At 42.1% G+C, this 24,794-nt stretch carries 20 protein-coding genes; 14 read left to right on the top strand and 6 right to left on the bottom strand.

All coding sequences use genetic code 11. The features are described from left to right. Positions 1 to 429: 429 nt before the first annotated feature. On the bottom strand, positions 430 to 2,247 hold the full coding sequence (gene mutL, locus QM629_RS07080) for a DNA mismatch repair endonuclease MutL (protein ID WP_415158614.1): 1,818 nt from the start codon (positions 2,245 to 2,247) through the stop codon (positions 430 to 432). Between the two features lie 476 nt (positions 2,248 to 2,723). On the opposite strand from mutL, the gene QM629_RS07075 reads away from it, so the two are divergent. The 9 genes from QM629_RS07075 (at position 2,724) to rplQ (ending at position 10,172) form a co-directional block, all read left to right on the top strand. After that, a complete protein-coding gene (locus QM629_RS07075) occupies positions 2,724 to 5,477 on the top strand; it encodes a TolB family protein (RefSeq protein ID WP_415158612.1) in 2,754 nt (917 codons plus the stop codon). A 33-nt stretch (positions 5,478 to 5,510) separates the two neighbouring features. After that, positions 5,511 to 6,047, top strand: a complete 537-nt coding sequence (locus QM629_RS07070) for a Uma2 family endonuclease (RefSeq protein WP_415158610.1) — start codon at positions 5,511 to 5,513, stop codon at positions 6,045 to 6,047. An 88-nt stretch (positions 6,048 to 6,135) separates the two neighbouring features. Then, positions 6,136 to 6,354 carry a translation initiation factor IF-1 gene (infA, locus tag QM629_RS07065; RefSeq protein WP_090653392.1) on the top strand — a complete coding sequence of 73 codons (219 nt, stop codon included), beginning with the start codon at positions 6,136 to 6,138 and terminating at the stop codon, positions 6,352 to 6,354. Between the two features lie 42 nt (positions 6,355 to 6,396). Next, a complete protein-coding gene (gene ykgO, locus QM629_RS07060) occupies positions 6,397 to 6,513 on the top strand; it encodes a type B 50S ribosomal protein L36 (RefSeq protein WP_076380126.1) in 117 nt (38 codons plus the stop codon). Between the two features lie 82 nt (positions 6,514 to 6,595). After that, on the top strand, positions 6,596 to 6,976 hold the full coding sequence (gene rpsM / locus QM629_RS07055; RefSeq protein ID WP_415158607.1) for a 30S ribosomal protein S13: 381 nt from the start codon (positions 6,596 to 6,598) through the stop codon (positions 6,974 to 6,976). A gap of 55 nt (positions 6,977 to 7,031) precedes the next feature. Continuing rightward, positions 7,032 to 7,442, top strand: a complete 411-nt coding sequence (gene rpsK / locus QM629_RS07050) for a 30S ribosomal protein S11 (RefSeq protein ID WP_415158606.1) — start codon at positions 7,032 to 7,034, stop codon at positions 7,440 to 7,442. Positions 7,443 to 7,605: 163 nt separating this feature from the next. Beyond that, entirely contained in the window at positions 7,606 to 8,211 is a 606-nt protein-coding gene (gene rpsD / locus QM629_RS07045) for a 30S ribosomal protein S4 (protein WP_415158605.1), read from the top strand. A 161-nt stretch (positions 8,212 to 8,372) separates the two neighbouring features. Continuing rightward, on the top strand, positions 8,373 to 9,371 hold the full coding sequence (locus tag QM629_RS07040) for a DNA-directed RNA polymerase subunit alpha (RefSeq protein ID WP_415158604.1): 999 nt from the start codon (positions 8,373 to 8,375) through the stop codon (positions 9,369 to 9,371). Between the two features lie 219 nt (positions 9,372 to 9,590). Continuing rightward, positions 9,591 to 10,172 carry a 50S ribosomal protein L17 gene (rplQ, locus tag QM629_RS07035; RefSeq protein ID WP_415158602.1) on the top strand — a complete coding sequence of 194 codons (582 nt, stop codon included), beginning with the start codon at positions 9,591 to 9,593 and terminating at the stop codon, positions 10,170 to 10,172. Between the two features lie 114 nt (positions 10,173 to 10,286). Here rplQ and QM629_RS07030 read toward each other — a convergent pair whose 3' ends face one another. The 5 genes from QM629_RS07030 to QM629_RS07010 all read right to left on the bottom strand — a co-directional run bounded on the left by QM629_RS07030 (position 10,287) and on the right by QM629_RS07010 (position 15,060). Beyond that, entirely contained in the window at positions 10,287 to 11,474 is a 1,188-nt protein-coding gene (locus tag QM629_RS07030) for an acetyl-CoA C-acyltransferase (protein WP_415158601.1), read from the bottom strand. Between the two features lie 62 nt (positions 11,475 to 11,536). After that, complete coding sequence (locus QM629_RS07025; protein ID WP_415158600.1) at positions 11,537 to 11,962, bottom strand: YybH family protein; 426 nt, start codon at positions 11,960 to 11,962, stop codon at positions 11,537 to 11,539. Positions 11,963 to 12,161: 199 nt separating this feature from the next. After that, positions 12,162 to 12,503, bottom strand: a complete 342-nt coding sequence (locus QM629_RS07020; RefSeq protein WP_415158599.1) for a DUF6686 family protein — start codon at positions 12,501 to 12,503, stop codon at positions 12,162 to 12,164. A 93-nt stretch (positions 12,504 to 12,596) separates the two neighbouring features. Further along, complete coding sequence (locus tag QM629_RS07015) at positions 12,597 to 13,766, bottom strand: PepSY-associated TM helix domain-containing protein (RefSeq protein ID WP_415158597.1); 1,170 nt, start codon at positions 13,764 to 13,766, stop codon at positions 12,597 to 12,599. A gap of 202 nt (positions 13,767 to 13,968) precedes the next feature. Further along, entirely contained in the window at positions 13,969 to 15,060 is a 1,092-nt protein-coding gene (locus QM629_RS07010) for an Mrp/NBP35 family ATP-binding protein (protein WP_415158595.1), read from the bottom strand. A 354-nt stretch (positions 15,061 to 15,414) separates the two neighbouring features. On the opposite strand from QM629_RS07010, the gene QM629_RS07005 reads away from it, so the two are divergent. The 5 genes from QM629_RS07005 to QM629_RS06985 all read left to right on the top strand — a co-directional run bounded on the left by QM629_RS07005 (position 15,415) and on the right by QM629_RS06985 (position 24,669). Next, complete coding sequence (locus QM629_RS07005) at positions 15,415 to 16,053, top strand: carboxypeptidase-like regulatory domain-containing protein (protein ID WP_415158593.1); 639 nt, start codon at positions 15,415 to 15,417, stop codon at positions 16,051 to 16,053. 721 nt (positions 16,054 to 16,774) lie between these two features. Then, entirely contained in the window at positions 16,775 to 19,960 is a 3,186-nt protein-coding gene (locus QM629_RS07000) for a SusC/RagA family TonB-linked outer membrane protein (protein WP_415158591.1), read from the top strand. Positions 19,961 to 20,027: 67 nt separating this feature from the next. Further along, positions 20,028 to 21,767, top strand: a complete 1,740-nt coding sequence (locus QM629_RS06995; protein WP_415158589.1) for a RagB/SusD family nutrient uptake outer membrane protein — start codon at positions 20,028 to 20,030, stop codon at positions 21,765 to 21,767. A 494-nt stretch (positions 21,768 to 22,261) separates the two neighbouring features. After that, positions 22,262 to 23,320: a hypothetical protein gene (locus QM629_RS06990; RefSeq protein ID WP_415158587.1), complete on the top strand. Its 1,059-nt coding sequence runs from the start codon at positions 22,262 to 22,264 to the stop codon at positions 23,318 to 23,320. Between the two features lie 191 nt (positions 23,321 to 23,511). Next, positions 23,512 to 24,669 carry a glycoside hydrolase family 172 protein gene (locus tag QM629_RS06985; RefSeq protein ID WP_415158585.1) on the top strand — a complete coding sequence of 386 codons (1,158 nt, stop codon included), beginning with the start codon at positions 23,512 to 23,514 and terminating at the stop codon, positions 24,667 to 24,669. The last annotated feature ends 125 nt before the right edge of the window (positions 24,670 to 24,794 follow it).

The following is a 24,794-nucleotide window of genomic DNA, read 5'->3' as shown; positions in this document are numbered from 1 at the left end:
ATCTACAGGCTGGATAAACCGGCTATTGCTGTTAATATTAATACGCTCTTATTAATATCGTAATTTAAGGAAAGAAGTAAATACGCATTTCTCCTGTAAATTATATTAGTTTTTTTCAGGAGGAACCTTTAATGAAATTTTTCATGCCTGCTTTGTGTAATTTTGGCCTGAAAAATTTTATGTCGGTTTGAGAATAAAAGAAATAAGTGTTGGCTTTCATGGTTTCACTGTTTTTGTTCTGAGAATTAAATCAAAATTCGTTGTTTGCTAAACTAAGAAATAATTTGATAAAGGTTAAAAAATTCTCTTGCTTAAACGCTTAAATAAGCATGCATCTCTATACTGGCAATTATTAGCTGAAGTAACGAATGGCGCGGTAAGACGACAAAGGTGAACAGCGCCGCATGGCAAAGTGACCTGTAAAAACAATTACCTGCCAAACATCCGCAGCAATTGTTCATCGTTAAACTCAACAAAAACAGGATTGCCGTTTGGCGTTACAGAAGGTGTATTGCATTTAAACAGGTCTTCCACCAGGGTTTCCATTTCTTTCATAGTTAGCTGCCGCCCGGCTTTAATAGCCTGTTGCCTTGCCATGCAGTGAATCAATCTGTCTCTCCTGCCGAATTTTAATTCACTGCTGAAATGTTTGAACTGTTCAAGCAGCAGCTCAACAGAATGTTTTTCATTACCCTGTAAAATGTCTGCCGGCGTACCCTGTATAATAAAACTGTTCCTGCCAAATGCCTCAATTTTATAGCCCAGCAATTCAAGATCGCTTAATAGTTCGGTTAATAAGGCTGCATCCTGCGGGGAAAGTTCAAGCGTAACAGGAAACAGTGTTTGCTGGGTAACAGGCTGCCGGCTTTGAACAATGGCGGAATAACGTTCAAATAAAATTCTTTCATGGGCATGCTGCTGATGTATCAGCATAAACCCGTTCTGCAAAGAACCTGCAATATATGTATTCAGCAGCTGGCTGTTTACAACAGGCAACTGCTGGTTATTTAAATTTAAAGTATTGGCTGCAATGGGTAACGTATCCCCTGAAAGATTGCCTTCCGTATAAAAATCCTGCCAATGCCTTAAAACATTTTTTTCGCCCGGCTCAATTAAATGCGCCTGGTTTTTCTGTGAAAATTTTTTATACAATTCAGAAGCGGTAACCGTTTCTTTTTTTTCCTGCGTAAAGGGTTGGGTAATAGCTTCCGCCTGCATGATGTCTGCATTCAGGCTAAAATCAAGCGAAGGCGAAATGCTGAATTGCGCCAATGCATGTTTTATGGCAGCCTGCACAAAAGCATACACTATTTTTTCGTCTTCAAACTTTATCTCCTGCTTGGTAGGATGCACGTTTATATCCACCTGCGAAGGATCCAAGTCTATATATAAAGCATATACCGGGAAGCTGTCTTTTGGCAGCAGGGCGTCAAAGGCTGTAGTAACGGCATGATTAAGATAAGCGCTTTTAATAAACCGGTTGTTTACAAAAAAATACTGATCGCCACGCGTTTTCTTTGCAGCATCCGGTTTGCCAACAAAACCATTGATGTTTAAATAATCGGTTGTTTCTTTTACAGCAACCAGTTTTGTGTTGTATTGATGGCCGAGCAGTTGCAAAAAACGTTGTTTATAATTCCCCGGTTCCAGGTGAAAGAGTTGCTGTCCGTTATTGGTAAGTGAGAAAAATATATTGGGGAATGCCAGCGCCACATGAATAAACTCATCCACTATATGGCGCATTTCAGAAGCATTGCTTTTTAAAAAATTACGCCTTGCCGGCACGCTGAAAAAAAGATTTTTCATGCTGATATTGGTACCAATGGCACAGGCGCAGGCTTCCTGCTTCCTTACAATGCTGTTATCAATTTCAATAAAAGTGCCTAACTCATCTTCTGCCCTTCTTGTTTTCAGTTCCACCTGCGCCACCGCGGCAATGGAAGCCAGGGCTTCTCCCCTGAAACCCATGGTACGGATATGAAAAAGGTCATCAATATTTTTTATTTTGCTAGTAGCATGCCGTTCAAAACACATACGGGCATCAGTTTCGCTCATGCCCTTGCCATTATCAATAACCTGAATTAATGTTTTGCCGGCATCTGCAAGATGCATTTCTATAGAAGCGGCGCCGGCGTCCACGGCATTTTCAAGCAGCTCTTTTACGGCGCTTGCCGGGCGCTGAATTACCTCTCCCGCAGCAATTTGATTAGCAATATTGTCAGGTAATAAATAAATTATGTCAATCACAAAAAAACTCCTTCTTCATAGGTGTAAAAATATAAATATTAGCATAAAGCAAATGCAAACTGTTTTTTCCCCGGAATAAAGAGGGGGATTTTTCCCGTTTATTATTTCCGGAATTATTTGCATCTTGTTCTCGTTTTTTAGAAAAAAACGACGAAATAAAACCTCTTTATTAATCTTTAAAACGGTTTATTATGCAACCAGGTTTAAACAAAAACACCAGTAAAAGCCCATTTAACGAAAATCTGAAAAGCCACATGTATTCGAATCCGAAAGCGCCCAATCACAGGTTAAGCAAACCTGTTACAGAGAAATTCTATGATCAGAAAAAGCTTGTCAAGCAGGATATTTTTCTCAGTGAACATTATGCACAGCTCTTTCTCCTGAGCTAAACGTTTAAAACATATATTACGCTTCATTAATAGTGTATAGCAGGCTATTTTTGTTTTATCATGCGCTATGCACTATTAATTTTCCTGTTGCTTATATTTTCGTTTTCCTACGCACAGGAGTTTGGAGGTGAACCGGCTTCTGTAAAATGGAAACAGGTAAATAACGATACCGTAAAAATTATTTTTCCTGCCGGGATGGACAGCATTGCAAAGCGCGTTGCGACCATTACGTCCGGCGAGCAGTTGTATTTTGCCAGTACCATCGGTAATCTTGACAGAAAAGTGAATATAGTACTGCACAATCAAACTGTTTTTTCAAACGGGTTTGTGGCATTAGGTCCAAGGCGCAGTGAATTTTTTCTAACCCCTGAACAAAATGCTTTTGAATTAAGCGCGGTAAGCTGGAACGACCTGCTGAGCATACACGAATACAGGCATGTGGAGCAATACAACAATTTTAATGTTGGCCTTTCGCATGCAATGCATATCTTATTCGGGCAGAATGGGCAGGCTTTGGCCAATGCCGCTTCTGTGCCCGACTGGTTTTTTGAAGGTGATGCCGTATATAACGAAACGCTGTTAAGCACCCAGGGCCGCGGCAGGCTGCCTTTGTTTTTGAACGGTTATAAAAGCCTGTACCTTGAAAACAGGTATTACAGCTATATGAAGCTGCGCAATGGTTCTTACCGGAATTTTGTGCCCAACCATTATCCATTAGGTTATATGCTCGTTGCTTATGGAAGAGAAAAATATGGGGATGATTTCTGGAAAGATGTTACGCACGATGCGGCTTCATTCAGCAGCCTTTTTTATCCCTTGCAAAAGGCGATAAAGAAACACGCAGGTATTTCCTTTACCGATTTCACACAGCAGGCATTTAATTATTACCGGCGGCAATGGCAAGGGCAAGGGCAATCTTATTCAAATCTTATGTTTATTGATTCAGCCGAAAAACATACTGTAACAAATCATCTGTACCCATATATAACAGATAACGGCTCAATTATTACATTGCAAAATTCCTATAAGAGCATCCCGCAGTTTATAATCAGGCGAAGCAATGGCGCTGCGGAAAAAATTGCTGTTGAAGATATTACCACCAACGATTATTACAGTTATAATAATGGAATAATTGTGTACGCCTCATTTAAACCGGATGCACGCTGGGGCAACCGCGAGTTTAGTGAAATAAGGCTGATACATATCCATACAAAAAAAGAACAAAAGATCACTTCACGTTCAAGGTACTTTTCACCCGATATTTCACATAACGGCAATATGATTGTTACTATTGAACAGGCAACAGATGGAAGCTCCAAACTCATTTTGCTTGATGTAAACGGGAATACAATACGTACCATTACCAATGAACAGGGCTGCGTTTTTTCTTATCCTAAATTTTCTGCCGATGATAAATACATATATGTATGCAACAGGAAAGCTGATGGTGAAATGGGTATTTTAAGAAAGGATGTTGAAGGTAAATCCCAGAAAGTAATTCTGCCGTACAGCAACAGGATTGTTGGGTTCCCGGTTGTACAGGGCGATACCTTATTATATAGCTGTTCCAATAACGGCGGGGATGAAATATGGGCATACATTAATACAGAAAATAAAAATTATCGTATTGCTTCTGCTGCAACAGGCTTATACCAGGCAGGCATACGGAACAATACAATTATTACTGCCGCATTTACCGCAGATGGCTACAAGCTGGCAGCAATAAAGCCACAATGGCAACAAATAAATGAGACTGATACTTTAAAAAGCCTGTACGTTTCCCATCCATTTCAAAAGCCATCCAACCAGTTATTAAATAATATTGCGGGAAGAGATTTTACTGTAAAAAGCTATTCCAGGCTTTCAGGCTTTTTTAATTTTCACAGTTATAATCCATATATCAGCGATCCGGATTACTCCTTTATTTTATATGGACAGAATGTTTTAAATACGGTACAAAGCCAGTTGTATTACACCTATAACCGTGATGAGCAGTTCAGCCGTGTGGGATATACCGGCATTTATGGCGGCTGGTACCTGCAGCCTTTTATTAATATAAACCAAACCTGGAACAGAACAGCCAGGTTAAATGCCGATACGGTTTTTCATTGGAATGAGACTAATTTTTCCGGCGGCCTGCAGCTGCCGCTTAATTTTGCCGGCGGCAAACTGTACAGGAATTTAACCACGTATGCGAGCTACAATTATGTAAGCACACAATGGGCCGGCCTGGCAAAAACTTATTTTAAGAATGCAGGTTTCAGTTATGCGCAATTGCGTTTGTATTACAGCCAGTATGCACAGCAGGCTGTTCAACACATTAATCCGCGGTTTGGCCAATCAATAATATTACAATACAGAACCGGCGGCACAGCACACCAGTTGCTGGCAAGCGGTTATTTATACTTTCCGGGGTTGAGTAAAAACCATAGCATCGTTATTAATCTTGCTTACCAGCAGCGGGACACTTCAGGCAAGTATTATTATGATAATAACTTCCCGTTCTCAAGAGGTTATGCCACGCCGGATTATCCAAGAATGTATAAAGCAGGTTTTAATTATAATTTCCCGCTGGCATATCCTGATTGGGGGTTTGGCAATATTGCCTATTGCCTAAGAATACGCGGCAATCTGTTTTACGATTTTACACAAACTAAAAGTTTAAGAACCGGTAACCGTTTTAATTTTGCCTCCGCCGGCGCGGAAATATTTTTTGATACTAAATGGTGGAATCAGCAGTTTATAAGTTTTGGCTTACGCTACAGCAGGCTTTTAAACAGTGACCTTGCGGGAAGAGGCCCAAATCAGTGGGAGGTTATATTACCGCTTAGCCTGTATTAATTTACTTGTTTATTTCTTTTGTAGTTTTGAAATATGTCAGCATTACAGATTTTACCGCATTACAACTTTGAAGAATGGCAAAACTGGGAAGGCAAGTGGGAGCTTATTCACGGAATACCTTATGCCATGAGCCCGGCCCCTGTGCCAAAGCACCAGATTATTGCGAATGCTTTGGGTACCGAATTTGGAATAGCGCTTAAAAAGTGTAAAAACTGTAAAGCCATGCAGCCCGTTGACTATAAAATAGGCGATGATATAGTTGTGCAGCCTGACCTGCTTGTTGTTTGTAAGCCCATTAACAAGCCTTATCTTGATTTTGCCCCTGCCCTTGTTGCCGAAATACTTTCTCCTGCCACCGCTTTAAAAGACCGGCATACCAAATTCCAGATTTACCAGCAGCAGCAAATCAGGTATTATATTATTATTTCGCCTGATAATGAAAAGGCTGAAGTTTTTGAGAATAGCCCAACCGGTTACCAGTTAATGAAAGAAGGAACTGATTTTAAATACCGGTTTATTTTTGACGAAAATTGTTCAGCAGAAATAAATTTTACAGAAATCTGGAAATAATTTATTATTTAACTACTCTTTTAGGTTTGAGAATTTGCAAAAATTTTCTCAATTAATTGCATTCCTATATCTTTGCGCTCCCAAATTTATGTCCAAGCAATCATTAATTCAACAAGACGGCGCTATTATAGAAGCACTAAGTAACGCTATGTTCAGAGTTAAATTGGAAAATGGCCACGAAATACTGGCCACAATTTCGGGGAAAATGCGCATGCATTACATAAGGATTCTGCCTGGCGACAAGGTGAAAGTGGAAATGAGCCCTTATGATCTTTCAAGAGGAAGAATTATTTTAAGATATAAATAAAGCTCAATCCGCCGCGGCGGACAAAGCTCAAAGCCAAATAAAATGAAAGTAAGAGCTTCAGTAAAAAAACGCAGTGCAGATTGCAAAATTGTTCGCAGAAAAGGCAAACTGTATATTATTAACAAAAAGAATCCCCGCTATAAGCAGCGCCAGGGATAGAAGAGGCTATGAGCCGAGAGCTAAAATGCTCACAGCCCGAAGCTATACAAATAAAAAGTAATAAAAACAATAAACAGAAATTATGGCTCGTATTGCCGGTGTTGATTTACCAAAAAATAAAAGAGGCGAAATAGGCTTAACCTATATCTATGGTATTGGCCGTTCTACTGCCCGCCACATTTTGGATAAAGCAAATATTGATTACGATAAAAAAGTAAATGACTGGAATGATGACGATCTTAACCAGATCCGCTCCATCATTACCAATGAAGTGAAAGTGGAAGGCGCTTTGCGCAGTGAAGTTCAAATGAACATTAAACGCCTTTTGGATATTGCCTGCTACCGTGGCCTCCGGCACCGTAAGGGCTTGCCGGTTCGCGGCCAGCGCACCCGTACAAACAGCCGTACAAGAAAAGGCAAGCGTAAAACAGTTGCCGGTAAGAAAAAAGCACCCAAGAAATAACTAATTAAACGGCCGGAAGTTTTCCGGTTTGATTACCTATCAGATAAAACAAAAAATGGCAAAAGCAGCAAAATCACAGGCAGGCGGAAAAGCCGCAGCCAAAAAGAGAATAGTAAAAGTAGATGCTTACGGCGATGCGCACATCAATGCTACTTTTAATAATCTTATTGTGTCTTTAACCAATAAGCAGGGCCAGGTTATCAGCTGGTCATCTGCCGGTAAAATGGGTTTCCGCGGTTCTAAAAAGAATACGCCTTATGCAGCGCAAATGGCGGCGCAGGATGCAGCAAAAGTAGCTATTGATGCAGGTTTGAGAAGAGTGGATGTATTTGTGAAAGGGCCGGGCGCAGGCCGCGAAGGCGCCATCCGCGCTTTGGCAACAAGCGGTATTGAAGTTTCTATGATAAGAGACGTTACGCCTTTGCCGCACAACGGTTGCCGTCCTCCCAAGAAAAGAAGAGTGTAAATTGATTTACGATTTTTTAAATTACGATTTACGATTTTTCTCCAATTCGTGAGTTTATAAATCGTAAATCCGAAATCGTAAATTGTAATTATAAACCGGGTACAGCATTTATTTTAAGATTTTTAATGATGCTGTATCGTCACTAAAAAATCAAATACATATTATGGCACGTTACAACGGACCTAAAACAAAGATCAGCCGTATTTTCGGCGAGCCCATTTTAGGCAATGGCAAATGGCTCAATAAAAACAGCAACCCTCCCGGCCAGCATGGCGCCAGCCGCAAACGCAAAACTTTAGGCGAATACGCTATTCAGCTTAAAGAAAAACAAAAGGCAAAATACACTTATGGTGTTTTAGAGCGCCAGTTCCGCAAAACATTTGACGAAGCTTCCCGTATTAAGGGCGTTACAGGTGAAAACCTTATTAAGCTGCTGGAAGCGCGTTTGGACAATACAGTTTTCCGTTTAGGCATTGCCCCTTCCAGGCCGGCTGCGCGCCAGCTGGTTTCTCACAAGCACGTTACCGTAAACGGCATTATCGTAAACATTCCTTCTTACCAGTTGAAGCCGGGCGATAAAATTGCTTTGAAACCAAAAAGCAACGACAACAGTTCCATCACCAGCCAGGTTCGCGGCAAGAACCCTAAGTTTAACTGGCTCGACTGGAATGAGACTGAAAAACAGGGTGTTTTCATTACCTGGCCGGAAAGGGAAAGTGTTCCTGAAAACATTAAGGAACAACTGATAGTGGAATTGTACAGTAAGTAAGCTATCAGCCTTGAGCTATGGGCTATCAGCTTGCCGCTCAGGGTTCGGAACGTACAAGGGAGTCCACGATTAAAATCGGGATAGATGACACAACCGGCGATGCCACAAAGAACAAAAGCCGGTAACATAAAAAAATTAAAACAAAAACAAAGGAATATAAAATGGCCATTTTAAACTTCCAGAAACCGGATAAAATCATATTACAGAAGGTAACTGATTTTGAAGGTTCATTCGAATTTCGCCCGCTTGAACAGGGTTACGGTTTAACCATCGGAAACGCTTTGCGCAGGGTATTATTAAGCAGCCTTGAAGGATACGCCATCACCAGCATTAAGATTGAAGGTGTGGAGCATGAATTTGCTACCATTAAAGGCGTTACGGAAGATGTAACTGAAATCATCCTTAACCTGAAACAGGTTAGGTTTAAGAAAACAGTTGAGCACGATGTAGCCACAGAAAAAATTGTTTTAAGCGTAAAAAACAAAGCGGAATTTACTGCCGGCATGCTGAACGACGGCATGCAGAGCTTCCAGGTAATGAATCCTGAGCTCGTGATCTGCACAATGGATCAGAGCGCTAAACTTGATATTGAGTTCACGGTGTCCAAAGGCCGCGGTTATGTACCGGCTGAAGAAAACCGCGTAAAGGATCTGCCGCTTGGTTATATTCCGATTGATTCTATCCATACGCCTATCAAGAATGTAAAATACGCAGTTGAAAACTACCGTGTAGAACAAAGAACAGACTATGAAAAACTGTTGCTTGATGTTTCTACTGATGGCACCATCAATCCCGAAGAAGCTGTAAAACAGGCTTCGCGTATTTTAATTCAGCATTTAATGATCATCACCGATGAAAACATCACTTTCGATAATAAGGAAGACCGTAAAGAAGATGTGGTGGATGAACAAATGCTGCAGTTGCGCAAAGTATTGAAAACGCCGCTGGAAGATTTAGACCTTTCTGTACGTGCTTTCAACTGCTTAAAAGCTGCAAAGATCAACAGCCTGAGCGAGCTGGTTCAGTACGAACAGGAAGACCTGATGAAGTTCCGCAACTTCGGCCAGAAATCTTTAAGCGAAATAGAACAGGTTTTGGGCGAAAGAGGTTTGCACTTTGGAATGGATTTGTCTAAATTAGGTTTGGACGATATTAATTAAAAGCAGCCCATCCAAACCTTCCCAAAGGGAAGGCTTAAGAAAGCCGCTAAAAGATAAAGTTCTTTATTAATTCATGGTTTTAAAAATCTTTCTTCTTTGGAGAGGTTTAGAGAGGCCACTGCTTATAAATCCTTGACACGGTATAAGCAGTTATTATAAACAACGGTTTTTAAAAGTCCTCCTTTGGAGGATTTAGGAGGCCGTCTAAAAACAAACGTCATGCGTCACGGAGATAAAATTAAAAATTTAAGCCGCACAAAGGCACACAGAGATGCGTTGCTCGCCAACCTTGGCAGCCAGTTAATCGTTAATAAACGCATCGTTACCACATTGGCAAAAGCAAAATCTTTACGGGTTTATGTTGAGCCCTTAATTACCAAAACACGCAAAGGTGAAAGCAAGGAGCAGGTCATGCACCAGCACCGGGTTGTGTTCAGCTACCTGAAAGATAAGCATGCCGTAAAAGAGTTATTCACAGTTGTTGGCCCCAAAGTAGCCAGCCGCCCAGGCGGTTACACACGCATCATTAAGCTTGGAACCCGCATTGGTGATAATGCAGAGCTGGCTTTGATTGAACTGGTTGACTTTAATGATGTTTACGGTAAAACAGCCACTGCAGCTGCAGAAGCAGGTAAGAGAACACGCCGTGGCCGGTCTAAAAAAGCTGCTGCTCCAAAAGCAGAAGCTGCCGAAGCAAAAGCTGAAACACCTGCTGCAATAGAAGAAGCGATAGTGGTGGAAGAAACGCCTGCCGCACCAGTTGAAGGTGAAGCGGATGTGCAGAAAGGAACAGAAGAATAAATAAGTTTACACTGATTATAATAACAGAAAAAGAGGTTGCAATGCAACCTCTTTTTCTGTTTGGCGCCAGCCTGTATTTTTCCGGCTCTTTCAATGAGGCCATGAAATATTTTATCATCCTGTAATTTCAACCACCATAGCGCTGGCGCCGCCGCCGCCATTACATATTCCTGCAGCGCCGAGCTTTGCATTGTTTTGTTTCAGTACATTAATTAGCGTAACAATTATTCTTGCGCCACTGCATCCCAATGGATGGCCTAAAGAAACAGCGCCGCCATGTACATTGACCTTCGCTGCATCCAAACCCATTTTCTGAATATTGGCAATGCCAACAACAGAAAATGCTTCATTCAGTTCAAAAAAATCAATATCAGATAATTTCAAACCGGCTTTTGCCACCGCTTTTGGCACAGCCAGTGAAGGCGTTGTTGTAAACCATTCAGGCGCCTGCTCAGCATCGGCATAACTCCTGATAATTGCTACCGGCTTTATATTCAGCAAAGCAGCTTTTTCTTTACTCATCAGCACAAGCGCCGCGGCGCCATCATTCATTGTGCTGGCATTGGCCGCCGTTACGGTACCTTCTTTCTGGAAAGCGGGCTTTAACGCAGGTATCTTATCAAACTTAACATTAAATGGCGCTTCATCCCTGGCAAACTTTACCGGGCCGCCTTTCTGTTGCGGAATTTCAACCGGTATTACCTCGTTATCAAACCTGCCTTCATTCCAGGCCTGCTGGCTGCGTTTATAGCTTTCAATAGCAAAAGCATCCTGTTCGCCCCTGCTTATATTACATTCTTTTGCGCAAAGCTCTGCCGCATTGCCCATTGCATAATTATGATAAACATCGGTAAGGCCGTCTTTTGAAAGGCCATCCACCAGACTTACATTTCCGTATTTATTTCCCCAACGCATGTCAGGAGAATAATAAGGCACATTGCTCATGCTCTCCATGCCGCCGGCCACAATTATATCTGCGTCGCCCAGCCGTATGCTTTGCGCCGCCTGTGCAATAGCCTTCATGCCGCTGGCGCAAACTTTATTTACCGTGGTGGCCACCACGTTTTCAGGCAAACCTGCAAACATGGAAGCCTGCCTCGCAGGCGCCTGCCCCAGGTTTGCCTGCATTACGCAACCCATTAAAACCTCCTGCACATCCGCCGGATTAATGCCGGCTTTTTCAACTGCTGCTTTTATAGCTATTGCACCTAATTGTGTAGCTGAAATATCTTTTAAACTGCCGCCAAAACTGCCAATGGGCGTTCTCACCGCAGAGGCTATATAAACCGTTCTCTCACTCATATTTGATCTGTTTTGAAACCGCGAAGATAACAATCGTTAGTTCTATAAAAAGATGATGCGCCTCAGCTCGAATGGTCAACTATAATCAGCCACTCTCCTTTTATTTTTCGGAATAAGAGCGTGAAATAGCCGCCGGCATCACCCATGCTTCTTTGCAAATGCCATTGCCCCAATACAAAATAATATTCCGGCGAAAGTGGTTTCAACTGCAAAAGATTGAAGGAAAGCCTGCCCATTGCCGCCGTATCAGGATAGGCCTGCTTGTAACGGTCGAGCGTTGGCTGCCAGCCATAAGTGGGAGGGTTGCTTACAAACAGCAGGCTGTCATTTTTCCAGTAAGTTTTCATAAACGCATCCACATCGCCATGGTTCCATGCTTCTATTTGTTTATCCATTGCATTGCGGATGGCCGTTTCATCTGCAGGTGTTTGGGCATGGCAGAAAACGCATATCGCCATAAGAAAACATGCCAGGATCATCTTGCTCATATAAGAGGTATTTAAAGTGTATGATTTTAAAGCATTGTTGTCCGGCTAAAATATTTTCGCCTGGACAATATTGATTTTAAACATTGAGGTTGTTTTGCATTTTTAAAACAAATTCATTATTAAAGCTGCGCCCAAAAGTAATGCTCACAGCAGCGCGGCCGCAGACCGGCATTGAATTATTTTAAAAGGAAAAATAAATTTATTTATTCCCAAACAACTGCAGCAATGATAATGCTTTCATTTCATTATCCGCCTTATCTAAAATCCTGTAAAAATGCTGAAGCTCTTTCACGGTTAAAACAATGCAGCAATTGGCAGAAGGCGTAGGAATAAAAATACCTTTTGTATCATCGGAAAGAAAGTTTTTCTCATTAACAGAAGTGTCGCTCAGCCGGAATTTTACCATATCATATAAAGCATGGAAATCATCATGGTTTAAGGTAAGCATGGTGGTACCAAAAGCAAGCTGCAGGTAGCCACAGTCAACACAACGAACAATATAGCCATGCTCAGAAAAGGCAAGCTTTTGAAAATCGCACATGATAGTTACAATTAAAGTGAGCGCATAAATTTTATTATTTGAACAGGAATTATACTCCTTGTTCATAACAACACCCAATGGAGCAGAATGTACCTATACAACAGTAACCAGTTCTTTTTTTACAGTTGCCGGCTTTACCGCTTTCTTCTTTTTACGCCTTCCCCGCCAGATAAGAAAACCGGTTACCGGCAAACTGGCGGCAATAAGGCTTGCAAAAAAAGCCATTATTTTACCGGCAATACCTAAAACAGCGCCGGTATGCACATCGTAATTCATGCGCATGATCTTGTCGGCCACGCTTGTATTGGCGTATAACCCATACGGATGCTTTACTGGAATCTCTTTTAAAGAATACTGGTCAAAATAATGGTAATCGGCCTGCCAGTAAGTGCCGCCATCCGGATTAGCAACCGCTTCAATGGCCGCAGTGTCGCTGTCAGGCACATGCACTTCTATCACTTTTGCATTTTTATAGGCTGCATTCATTTTCCGCCATATTTTATCCATTGCCGGGGCATCGGTATTTATGCCCGGCGACGCCGGTTTTTCAGAAACAGGCTCATAAAACGCTGTCATTTGTTTACCGCCGGATGTGGCCCAATAGAAAGATTTTGCAAACCACTGAAAACCCCACACCAGCCCGGTAACTGCTATGAAAATGGCAACCCAGCTCATATAAAAACCCAACACGTTATGCAGGTCGTAATTTTTACGCTTGAAACTGGTATTCCATTTTATGGAAAAACGTTGCTTTCGTGCAGCTTTATTCTTCGGCCACCATAAAACAAGGCCGCTTATGAGCATGATGAGAAAGATCAAAGTGGCTGTTGCAACAATAGGCTGACCAATGGCCGGCGGCAGCCACAAATAAAAATGCCCCATCACGATTACCCTGAAAAAATCGGCGTTTTCATTTTTCACTTTTAATACTTTGCCGGTATATGGGTTGATGTAAACAACATAGTAGTATTCAGGGTCGGCATTATAAAAAGCAACCTGTGCCGATTTATCTTTACCTGAATAAGAAACGCTATGCGGTATTTTTCCGGGAAGCGCTGCCACACCAATCTGGTGCAGCCTGCTGGGCGGCAGTACAGGCCGGTTGCTTTCTTTTACATGCAGATAAGGCTCTGTAACGGATTTTATTTCCTGCTCAAAAACCAGTATGCAGCCGGTTATGCCAAGAAATACGATAATGATGCCGGAAGCAAGCCCAAGCCATAAATGTATTTTGCCCGTTATTTTTTTAAACGTTAACGCCATGCTTATTTTTCCAGCCGCTTCCGGAATGCAGTTTGTAACAAAAATGTTCAGAAAATGGCCAAAGCTTAATATTAATCGGGAAAAACCTTTACGAAATAGGGAACTAACGCTGTACAAACAGGTTTTTATAACCGAATGGTAACATCCGGCCTGAAATCAGCGGCCCGTCAATATTAAACCTGCCCTGCCGGAAGGAAATATATCAATCAACTGTCTCGGCTATTTTTTCTGCAGGAAGATCAGCGTTGATCATAGATATGCTTCGTACAGCAAGGTTTGCAAAATTTTCAAAGGCATTGCGTGAAATTTCGTCATCGCTCATCATAACCGGCACGCCCTGATCGCCGCCTTCCCGGATGCTTTGCACTAATGGTATTTGCCCGAGAAAAGGAAGGTCATATTCTTCAGCCAGATTCTTGCCGCCCTCTTTTCCAAAAATGTAATATTTATTACCGGGCAGCTCTTCCGGCGTGAAGTAAGCCATGTTTTCAACCAGGCCAATTACAGGCACATCCAGTTGCGCCTGTGCAAACATCGCGATGCCCTTCTTGGCATCAGCCAGCGCCACGGTTTGCGGCGTGGTAACGATTACGGCGCCTGTTACGGGCACGGTTTGCATCAGGGTAAGATGAATATCGCCGGTGCCGGGCGGCATATCAATTACAAGATAATCCAGTTCGCCCCAGTCCACATCGGTTACAAATTGTTTAATGGCGCTGCTTGCCATAGGCCCGCGCCAGACAACAGCATTTTTTTCATCCACCAATAAACCAATGCTCATGAGCTTAATGCCGTAACGGTCAATGGGAACAATCATGCCTTTGCCGTTCACATTCCGCATCATAGGCCGCTCACCCCGCACGCCAAACATAATGGGAACGCTGGGGCCATAAATATCAGCATCCATCAGGCCAATCTTTGCATTGTGCTGACTTAATGCCAACGCAAGGTTTGCCGCCACTGTGCTTTTGCCCACACCGCCTTTTCCGCTCACTACCGCTATAATATTTTTTACACCAGGCAAAATAGTTTTAGGATCAATGCGGTTGCTCGTTGTATGCGAGGTGAAATTTACATTCACAATAAAACTTTCATCCAGTTGCTGAATGGCATTAATGCAATCTGTGCGCATCACTTCCTTTAAGGGGCATGCAGGTGTAGTGAGCACAATAGTAAAAGAAACCACATTATCTTTTACAGAAACATCCTTTACCATTCCAAGGGTAACAATATCTTTCCCCAGATCTGGTTCATTCACTTTACTTAATGCATGCAAAACATCATTTTCCGTCATGTGTATATAATAATTTTTTCAGTCGTACAAGTTTGTTTTTTCAATGGCCTCATGCCTGTCCCGAACTTGCTTCGGGAGAACCTCGCTATGTACCTGCCTCACCGGCAGGCAGGCATTCCCCTCCCGAAGCTGGTTCGGGACAGGTTGTGTGAGAAAAAATCATCATGCTCGGTTTCATTACTGCGATCATGACCGGCAGCTATAAATTTCAATAAATGCTATCCGGAAAAAATTTACTGCCCCTCTCATTTTTTTGTTAAAAACAATTGCAGGGCAGCAAAGTTAACCCTGTGTATGGTTTATTTGTTCAGCGATCACTTTATTTGCATAAAAATGATTGTTTAATTTTATTGCATGAACAAACTTGTACCATATCTTCTTTTTACAACATTTGTTTTTCTATCCCTGCGGGCACAGGCGCAAACACAGCAGGATTCTGTTGTTCAGTTTTATGGTGTGGTAATGAGCGCAGACAGTTTGCGCGGCCTGGATGCAACCAGCATAATTGTAGAAGGCACAGGCCGTGGCACCATCACCAACAGCCAGGGTGTATTTTCCATAGCCGCATTAAAGGGTAATAAAATCCGGTTCTCAAGCATTGGCTTCAAAGACAAAACCGTTACCATTCCCGATACGCTTAAAAGCAATCAATACTATGTGATACAGTTAATGGTGAACGATACAGCTTATTTGCCTGCCACTATTTTAAAGCCCAGGCCAACACGTGCACAGTTTGAAAGGGATTTTGTAAATACCGATGTGCCTGCCGACGCGCTGGAAATTGCCCGCCGCAATAACGATGAGGCAACCCGAAAGGCTTTGATGATGACCCTGCCGATTGACGGTGCAGAAGCCATGAACACACAGATACGCCAGCAGGCGCAACGCTATTATTATTCAGGCCAGTTGCCGCCGCAAAACATTTTTAACCCTGTTGCCTGGGCAGAATTTATAAAGGCATGGAAACGCGGGGATTTTAAGCGGAATAAATAATCAATCTATTATTCAACAAATAATCAATCGTTCATCCAGAGCAAATGATATGCAGCAGCCAGCTTATTAATGCTGCCGTATTGTTCGCTTCAAATTTAGCAGGCAGGCCTTACGATGGCTGTCAAAACTGTAAGCAGGCTGATAAATAAATGCTGCTGCTGTTTGCCTGTTAATAACGCCACCTGCCCTCTTCTTTCATGCACTTAAGCCATTGCATTTATATATACCAAAAGATGATCTGCATTAATCTGCATATAAGCCTGGGCCTGTTTTTAAAAAGCCTGCAAAGAAAGGCTGGTTTTGCCCGGGTACAAACCGTTAAAAAAAATATCCGGAAAAAATTTGCTTAAACGATTAAATACTTCTACTTTCGTTCTTCTTTGCTGTTTTATGAAACGTGCTTATACGGTTGCTTAAACGATTAATTTAATACTTATTGCTTTAAAATTGTATCGGTTTTTATTAGACACAAAATTTGCTTAAACGATTAAATCCCTCTTTCTATGCGTTGCTTAACCAAAATCAAAAAAGTTTTACAGGAGCTTTCATTCCTGCAGTTAATTAAAATACCCTTTAGCGGCATGAAGGTGCTGAAGAAAACTGCTTTATAAAATTGCTGCTCTTTTATGGCTGATTAATTAACCGGGCTGGTTAGCAAGTTTGTTTATATCCTCCTAAACAAGCCAGGTAATCTTTTGTTATCTCATTCTAAAATAAACGTATGCATTTCAATCTAACTGTTCATCGCTGCGTATTGTTACGTGGCTTACAATTTAAAAAAAAGGCCCTCAAATATGGGCTAACGCTTTTTGCTATATTCCTTTTATCACACACTGTTCTCTTTGCCCAGCAAACCATAACCGGAAAAGTTACAGATGAAAAATCCAATCCATTGTTTGGAGCTACTGTAAAAATCTCGGGCAGTAACACCGGAGTAACCACCAGCCAGGATGGTTCCTTCTCCATCACTGCATCGAAAGGCCAAACACTGGAAATTTCTTATATAGGCAAGGCTGATGAAAAGCTAACGATAGGCGATAACACGGTAATTAACGTCACACTCAAAGATCAAAGTTCATCTGACCTTGATGAAGTTATTGTAACCGGATACATGACGCAAAAGAAAGCTGACCTGACGGGCGCCGTTGCCGTTGTTTCTCCAAAAGAACTAAGCAAAGGCCACGGACAGACCAATGTACTGCAATCGCTGCAGGGTGTGGTACCGGGCCTGCACGTTACTACAGATGGCAACCCGGCCGGTAATGTGGGCATACAGGTAAGAGGGTTAACTTCATTGAGCGGCACCACCCCCTTAATTGTAATAGACGGTGTGCCAAGCTATGTTAACTTAAGAGACATTAACCCGGATAACATTGCCTCCATGCAAATACTGAAAGACGCTTATTCTGCCAGCATTTATGGTACGCAGGGCGGATCCGGCGTTATTCTTATACAAACCAAAAAAGGACAGGCTGGCAAGGCAAAAATTTCTTATAATGGTTCTGTAGGCTTTGCCGACTGGAATAATAAGCCAGACATGCTGAACACCATGCAATACGGCACGGCTTTGTGGCAGGCCGCTGTTAACGGCGGGCAAGACCCCAATGATGTTACACAGATATATGATTATGACTGGCATTACGATGATAACAATATACCCGTACTGGATAAGGTAACCCCCATACAATATCTGAATGCAGACTCAACTATGATAGCAGGTAATACTAACTGGTTAGATGCCATTTCACAAAGAGGCATTCAGCACAATCACCAGCTTACAATGTCTGGCGGCAATGACAAATCAACATCATTCTTATCAATCAATTATTTGCAGAACGAAGGAACGCAGCTTTATACAGGGTTTAAAAAGTTCACCGTTCGCGTTAATACAGATTATAAAGTAATCAATGATCATTTTACCATAGGTGAAAACCTCGAAGCCACACACATTGTTGATAACAATCAAAACGTAACCCACGATGCGCTGGTGGAGCCGCCTATTATTCCCGTGCATACAACCGATGGCGGCTGGGGCGGATCAGCCGTGTCTTTAGGCATGGATGATTACTGGAACCCGGTTAGGGAACTTACATTAAATAAAGATAATCCCAGCAAATACAATAAGATTTATGGAGATGTTCATGCAAATATTATGTTCCTGAAAAACTTCACCTTTCATTCCCAGTTAGGCCTTATTTATACCGAAGGGTACCATAGAACAATCACCTTTACTTTTGAAGAAGGCGGTGGTAAATTGAATAACATCAGCAGCGTTGACCAGTGGTTCTGGAGAGAGTCAACGCTTGATCTTGCCAATACACTCAATTACAAGCTTAACAAAGGCAAACACAGCCTCGACGTATTGGCAGGCATGGAAGCCAATAAATACTTTACAGAATCTGTAGATGCCAGCCGCCAAACCCTCGCATTTGAAAATTACAACTATGCTTATGTAAGCACAGCAACAGGCAATATGTCTATGAGTGGTGGCGGAGACCAGTATAACCTGCTTTCTTATTTCGGCAAGTTTAACTATTCGTACAATTCTAAATATTTGCTGTCAGGCTCTTTAAGATATGACGGCTCATCAAAGTTTGGCGTTAATAACAGGTTTGCCTTATTCCCCGCCGTATCTGCCGGATGGCGTTTGAGCCAGGAAGATTTTCTCGCTGATCATACATTTATTTCCGACTTAAAGCTCAGGGCAAGCTGGGGCAAAAACGGAAGCCTTGCCAATATTAGCTCTCTGGCAGCTCAGACATATTTTGCTTCCGATTATAATTATACTTCATACAGCATAAGCGGTGCAGAAACAGGCAGCCTGCCTTCCGGTTATTACAGGGTGCATACCGGCAATGATAACCTGAAATGGGAAGGCACTGCCCAAACCAATATTGGCCTTGATTTCGGTTTTCTTAAACAGAAAATTTCGGGCTCACTGGATTTTTACAGGAAATATACAAAGGGCATGTTGATTCAACCGCCTTACCTGGGAACATTTGGTGAAGGTGCTTATGAATACATTAACGCTGCCAATATGACTAATAAGGGCGCTGAGTTTTCTGTTGCCTATAATGGCAATGCCGGCAAAGATTTCAGTTACCAGCTAAGCGGCAATATTGCCTATAACGAGAATGTGGTAAACGGTCTTCCGGAAAGCGTTAAATATACCTGGGGCGGCACCACCCAAAAAGGCGATGGTATTGCAGGCCATCCATGGGGCGCTGTTTATGGCTTTATAGCCGATGGCATTTTCCAAAACCAGGACGAGGTGGATAATGCTGCAACCCAGTCTGGCAAAGGGGTTGGAAGAATACGCTATAAAGATATTTCAGGCGCCGATGGCAAACCGGATGGCTCGATTGATTATGATTATGACCGTACCTGGATAAGCAATGGTTCAGTTACACCAAAATTTGAATATGGCTTCTCCATCAATCTTACGTATAAAAGTTTTGACCTTTCCATGTTCTGGCAGGGCGTAGCCGGTATGAAAGTATATGACGGATGGAAAAGCTACAGTGATTTCTGGAATGTATGGGTACAAAACGGCTTTAACCATCCTACCCGCGTGCTGGACGCCTGGACGCCAACCAACACCAAATCAACTATCCCTGCACTGTCTTTAAATAATGTAAATGATGAGCTGAGAACTTCAACCTACTTTGTTGAACCGGGCGGGTATTTAAAGCTCAGGAATATTCAGTTAGGCTATAGCCTTCCAAAATCGTTTGCATCAAACTTAAGCATGGAGAAATTTTATGTGTATGTAATGGCGCAGAACCTTATTATGCTCAAGAGCAAAAAATTTACCGGGCCTGATCCGGAAAATCCTGATGGCAGTTCGTATGCAAATCCTTATGTAATACCGCAATATTTTAAAGCAGGCGTAGAAGTGTCATTTTAAATTACCATTTCACATCATTACTGAATTAAAAAATTACATCTGATCAATCATTCAAAAAAAAATCCAGATGAAAAAAATATCAAATTACATACTGCTGTTAATCCTCATTCTTTCAATAAGCAGTTGCAAAAAAATTTTAGATGTTACACCGCAGGGCGTGGTTACGGAAGACGATGTTAGCACTGCCGAGAACATAGACGGGCTGGTAATTGCCGCTTACGCATGGATTCCGCACGAAGGCATCCTTAACCAGAAATATGAGCCCTGGCTGGCCGATATTAAATCTGATGATTCTTATAAAGGCGGCGGCGGCATTGGCGACCAGATACCCTGGTATCAATGGGAAGTGTTTACATTAAATAACGCAAGCACCGGCAATAATGATGGCATCTGGTATGGCCAGTATGAAGGCGTATCAAGATGCAATACCGCTTTACGTGCTTTAAATGCCATTGATGCATCCACTTATCCATTAAAAGATGAAAGAATTGCCGAAATGAAATTCTTAAGAGGATACCTGTTTTTAGATTTGAAAAAATGGTTTAAGTGGGTTCCCTATTTTGATGAGAATGTAATGAATGATTCCATCGCAAAAATCCCTAATCATCCGGATACCGCACAGAATGATTTATATCTCTGGCAAAACATATATAACGATTTCGCTGCCGCCGCCAGCGTTTTGCCCGTAACACAAACTGACCTGGGGCGCCCCACAAAATATGCTGCCGAAGCAGAAATGCTGGAATGCTTAATGTGGATGGCATATCCGCAGGATGCCAATAACCAGTTAACCACTGTCAATACTTCCATATTATCGCAGGCGTTAACCCTTGCTGATGATATCATCAACAGCGGCAAGTATAGTTTGGCGACTGACTTTGCAGAGAACTTTTTATATGATTATGACAACCTTTCTCCCGAATCAATTTTTGAATGGCAATACACGCATGATGATGAAACGCCAAACGGCAATCTGAATGGAGGCACTCCGTTAAATGCACCCTGGTGGCCACCCTATTTTAGCTGCTGCGATTTTCATAAGGCATCTTACAATATGGTGAATGCATTTAAAGTAGATGCGGATGGCTTACCCGTATTTGATGATTTCAACAACGAAGAGATCACCAATAAGCAATCTTATTTTGCCAATAACAGCTGGGATCCGCGCATCGGGCATACCGTGGCCATTCCGGGCCTGCCATGGAAATACCAGCAGGATGTGGTATTTGACAGCAGCGGCTCAAGAGACCCTACAAACTATGGCTACTTTAATTCTCTTAAAGAAAATGTGGAATCAGATTGCCCGGGCCTTGTAAACCTTTTCTGGATGTGGAATTCCAAGAATGAAATTACGGTTCGGTACGACAGGGTTTTATTGCAGAAAGCCGAAATACTCATCAGGCTTGGAAGGGAAGCAGAAGCCCTGCCTGTTATAAACAACATACGCCAGCGCGCTGCCAACAGCACCGGACGTTTGGTATTTGCAGATGGCACACCCACATTGCCTTATAAAATAAGCTTATACCAGGATGGCGTTAACTGCACATGGACAAATGATTTTGCCTGGAAAGCTTTAATGTGGGAAGACCGCCTGGAGTTTGCCATGGAAGGTGTGCGCTGGTACGACCTTGTGCGCTGGGGCATTGCCGAAACTACATTAAATGCCTACTTCGCAAAAGAATATCCCCGCAACAGGTCGTGGATGGCAGACGGCAAGTTCACCGCAGGCCGCGATGAATTTATGCCTATACCACAGCCGCAAATGAATTATTCTTACGGGGTATATACACAAAATGTAGGCTACTGATGCAATCATGTTTTTGTCTATTAAGAATATGGGTATGAATGCCTGCACAGGCAGGCATCAACCCATAATTTAAAAAGATTGGTGAAGATGTTATTGAACCATAATAGTAATATAGCAACATAAATGGCATATAGCTTTTTATAACAAAACAACTATTATGCTATGTATCATACTATGTGCCTATGTGGTTCAAATTATACGCTGCAAGGTGTAAAAAAGTGATTTTGTGTTGTTCTGTTTTAGGGCCCCTCTCCTTTGGAGAACTTGTCCCGACCATTCGGGAGGGGTTGGGGGTGAGGTCTGACAAAGAAATATTATTCACTAACTTATCCCTTGCGCATTATAATATTTAAAAAATAAAGACAAGCTGAATTTCAATTGGAACATTCAAAACACACGTTACATAATGAAGTAAAGTTGTAATAGAAAATTCATACATGCATTACTGTTTTAAACATAAAAAAAATTTCCTTCTTTGCGCTTTGGCTTTATTCATGTTTAAAAAATCTGAAGCCCAAGCCGTTTCAGAAAATATAAAATGGATAAGGCCTGTAAATGAAAAAAGCCCGGCTGTGTGGGGCATTCATAACGGAATTGTTTTCGGGCTCTGGCCTTTCGATATTGAATCTGCAGAAGAAAAAAAAGAAGGCGGCCCGCGTGGGTTGATACGTGTAGGTTATGAATATAAAGGGCATATTGATAAGATAAATTTTATTGCCGTTGAACCTGTGGTGAATGGGAAAATGGAGTTTAGCGAAATCTCTCCGTCACGGGTTGATGGAAAATGGGGAAAAATGATGTGGGCAGGCGACATAGAAAATCCCGGCAGGTATTATCCTGCTGCCATAAGCCGTGGCGTAATCACGCATCCTGATCTTCAACACCCCGATGTGGAAGAGCTCGCCGTGTATGTTTTTATGGAGCAGTTTTTAAATGGCGCTCATCCATATCTTAAAATAAGTATTCGCAGTGACCGCCCGGAAGAATTGTGTTTTGAAATATTCAATGAGGAAAACAGTGCAGCCATGCAGCGATGTGCATTAACGGCAACGATGGGCAATTATTCAAGGCTGCGGTTATTATATTTAAAAGATAAAATAATCAGGGCCGGAGAATTATACAAGGGGTTTGACGGAATTGATTTTATAGAAAAAGAAGCGTATCCTGCCAATGAATTGCTGAGAGATAAAAATGATGATTATATTGTTCCCGCTGAAACAGATGAAAGTTTTGCTTCGCTTGCATCATGGCCGCATCAGGAAGCCTATTATGCAAGATGGAACTGGCGGTATCGCCCTTTTTTTAAGCTTACTCAATATTGGAGAAAACAAAAAAATCAGGCTGATGCTTCGCTGCAGGTGCGGGTAAACGGAAGGGTAAAATACTGGAGCGGTGGAAGCGCCAATAAAAATGATTACATACATATTCCCGGTGGCGTGGCATTTGAAAATTTTGAAATGAGAGAAAAATATTACTCAGGGCAAAAGTTTTATTTTGGATTAAGCAGAAAGGCGCCTTCGGAAATAGTGCCGCAGGCTGCTGTTCTGAAATAAGCCATAAAAATTTCAGGCATTCGATTACTGATTGTTGAACCTGGCGCCTAAAATAATAATTAAGATCATTGTTATCAGGTTCACTTGGGCTTTAGCCCAAACCATTGAGATGTAAACAAAACAATTTCATAGTTAATTAAATTTATAATCGTGGGCAAATTCCATGTACTAACAAACCAAAAATCAAACACATGAAAAAAAGATTATTATTTGTTTTAGCAAGTTGTATATCTGTTGGCGCATTCGCCCAGTCGTTCAACGGCATTAATTCAGACATGAGTAATATCTTCATGCTCTCTGATGCCAAAACACGCTCCATCAGCCCGGAAAATTTCAACGGTGAAAAAGGCAAAGGCGGCATGGCAACCACAGGCACCGGCCAAAATGCATCGAGAGATTTGGGGAAAGGCTGGAAAGTAAGCCCCAGTGTTGTTATTAAAGCGCATACCACATTTACGGTGGCCGATATTACAGGCCCCGGCGCCATCCAGCATATCTGGATGACGCCAACCGGCGTATGGCGTTATTCCATATTGCGCTTCTATTGGGATGACGAAACAACACCATCTGTTGAAGTGCCTGTGGGCGATTTCTTCTGCCAGGGCTGGGGCAAATTTGCGCAGCTTAGTTCACTGGCTGTTTGCGCCAATCCCGGCAGCGGCTTTAACTGTTACTGGCCCATGCCCTTCAGAAAGAAATGCAGGATAACCATGGAAAACATTAATGATGAAGATATGGTTTTATATTACCAGGTTGATTATACTTTAACAGATGTGCCAAAAGATGCTGCTTATTTTCATGCACAGTTCCGCCGTACCAATCCTTTACCATACAAACAGGATTATGTATTGGTAGATAACATAAAAGGCAAAGGCCAGTATGTGGGCACTTATATGGCTTATGGCGTGCACAACAATGGCTGGTGGGGTGAAGGCGAAATTAAATTCTTTATGGATGGCGATACAGATTACCCAACCATTAACGGCACAGGCACGGAAGATTATTTCTGCGGCGCTTACGATTTTGACACACGCAAACCCAATGCTGCCGGTGTGGAAGAAGTGAACTATACAGAATTTTCAAATCCATATACCGGCCTGCACCAGGTAATAAAAGGCGATGGCCATTACCAGATAGCGCAACGGTTTGGCTTATACCGCTGGCATATAAAAGATCCCATCCGTTTTGATAAAGATTTAAAAGTAACCATACAGGCGCTGGGCTGGCGCGATGGCGGCCGCTATCTTCCGTTGCAGGATGATATTGCCACAACGGTTTTCTGGTATCAAACAGAGCCGCATAACCCGTTTCCGCCATTGCCTGATAAAGATCATTTAGAGGTAAATTAAATATAATCATAAAAAATAATAACATTGCTTCAGTAATATTGTAAAATACAATAGCGCTCATCTGAAAATGCGGGCATAGTGAAAAGATGGTGGGCTCATAAAGCTATACGTTAGTTGTGCAGAAA

The organism is Parafilimonas sp., assembly GCF_047606085.1.
Lineage (GTDB): Bacteria > Bacteroidota > Bacteroidia > Chitinophagales > Chitinophagaceae > Parafilimonas.
Note: the sequence above shows the minus strand (reverse complement) of the source record. Positions and strands in the feature narration are given on the sequence as shown.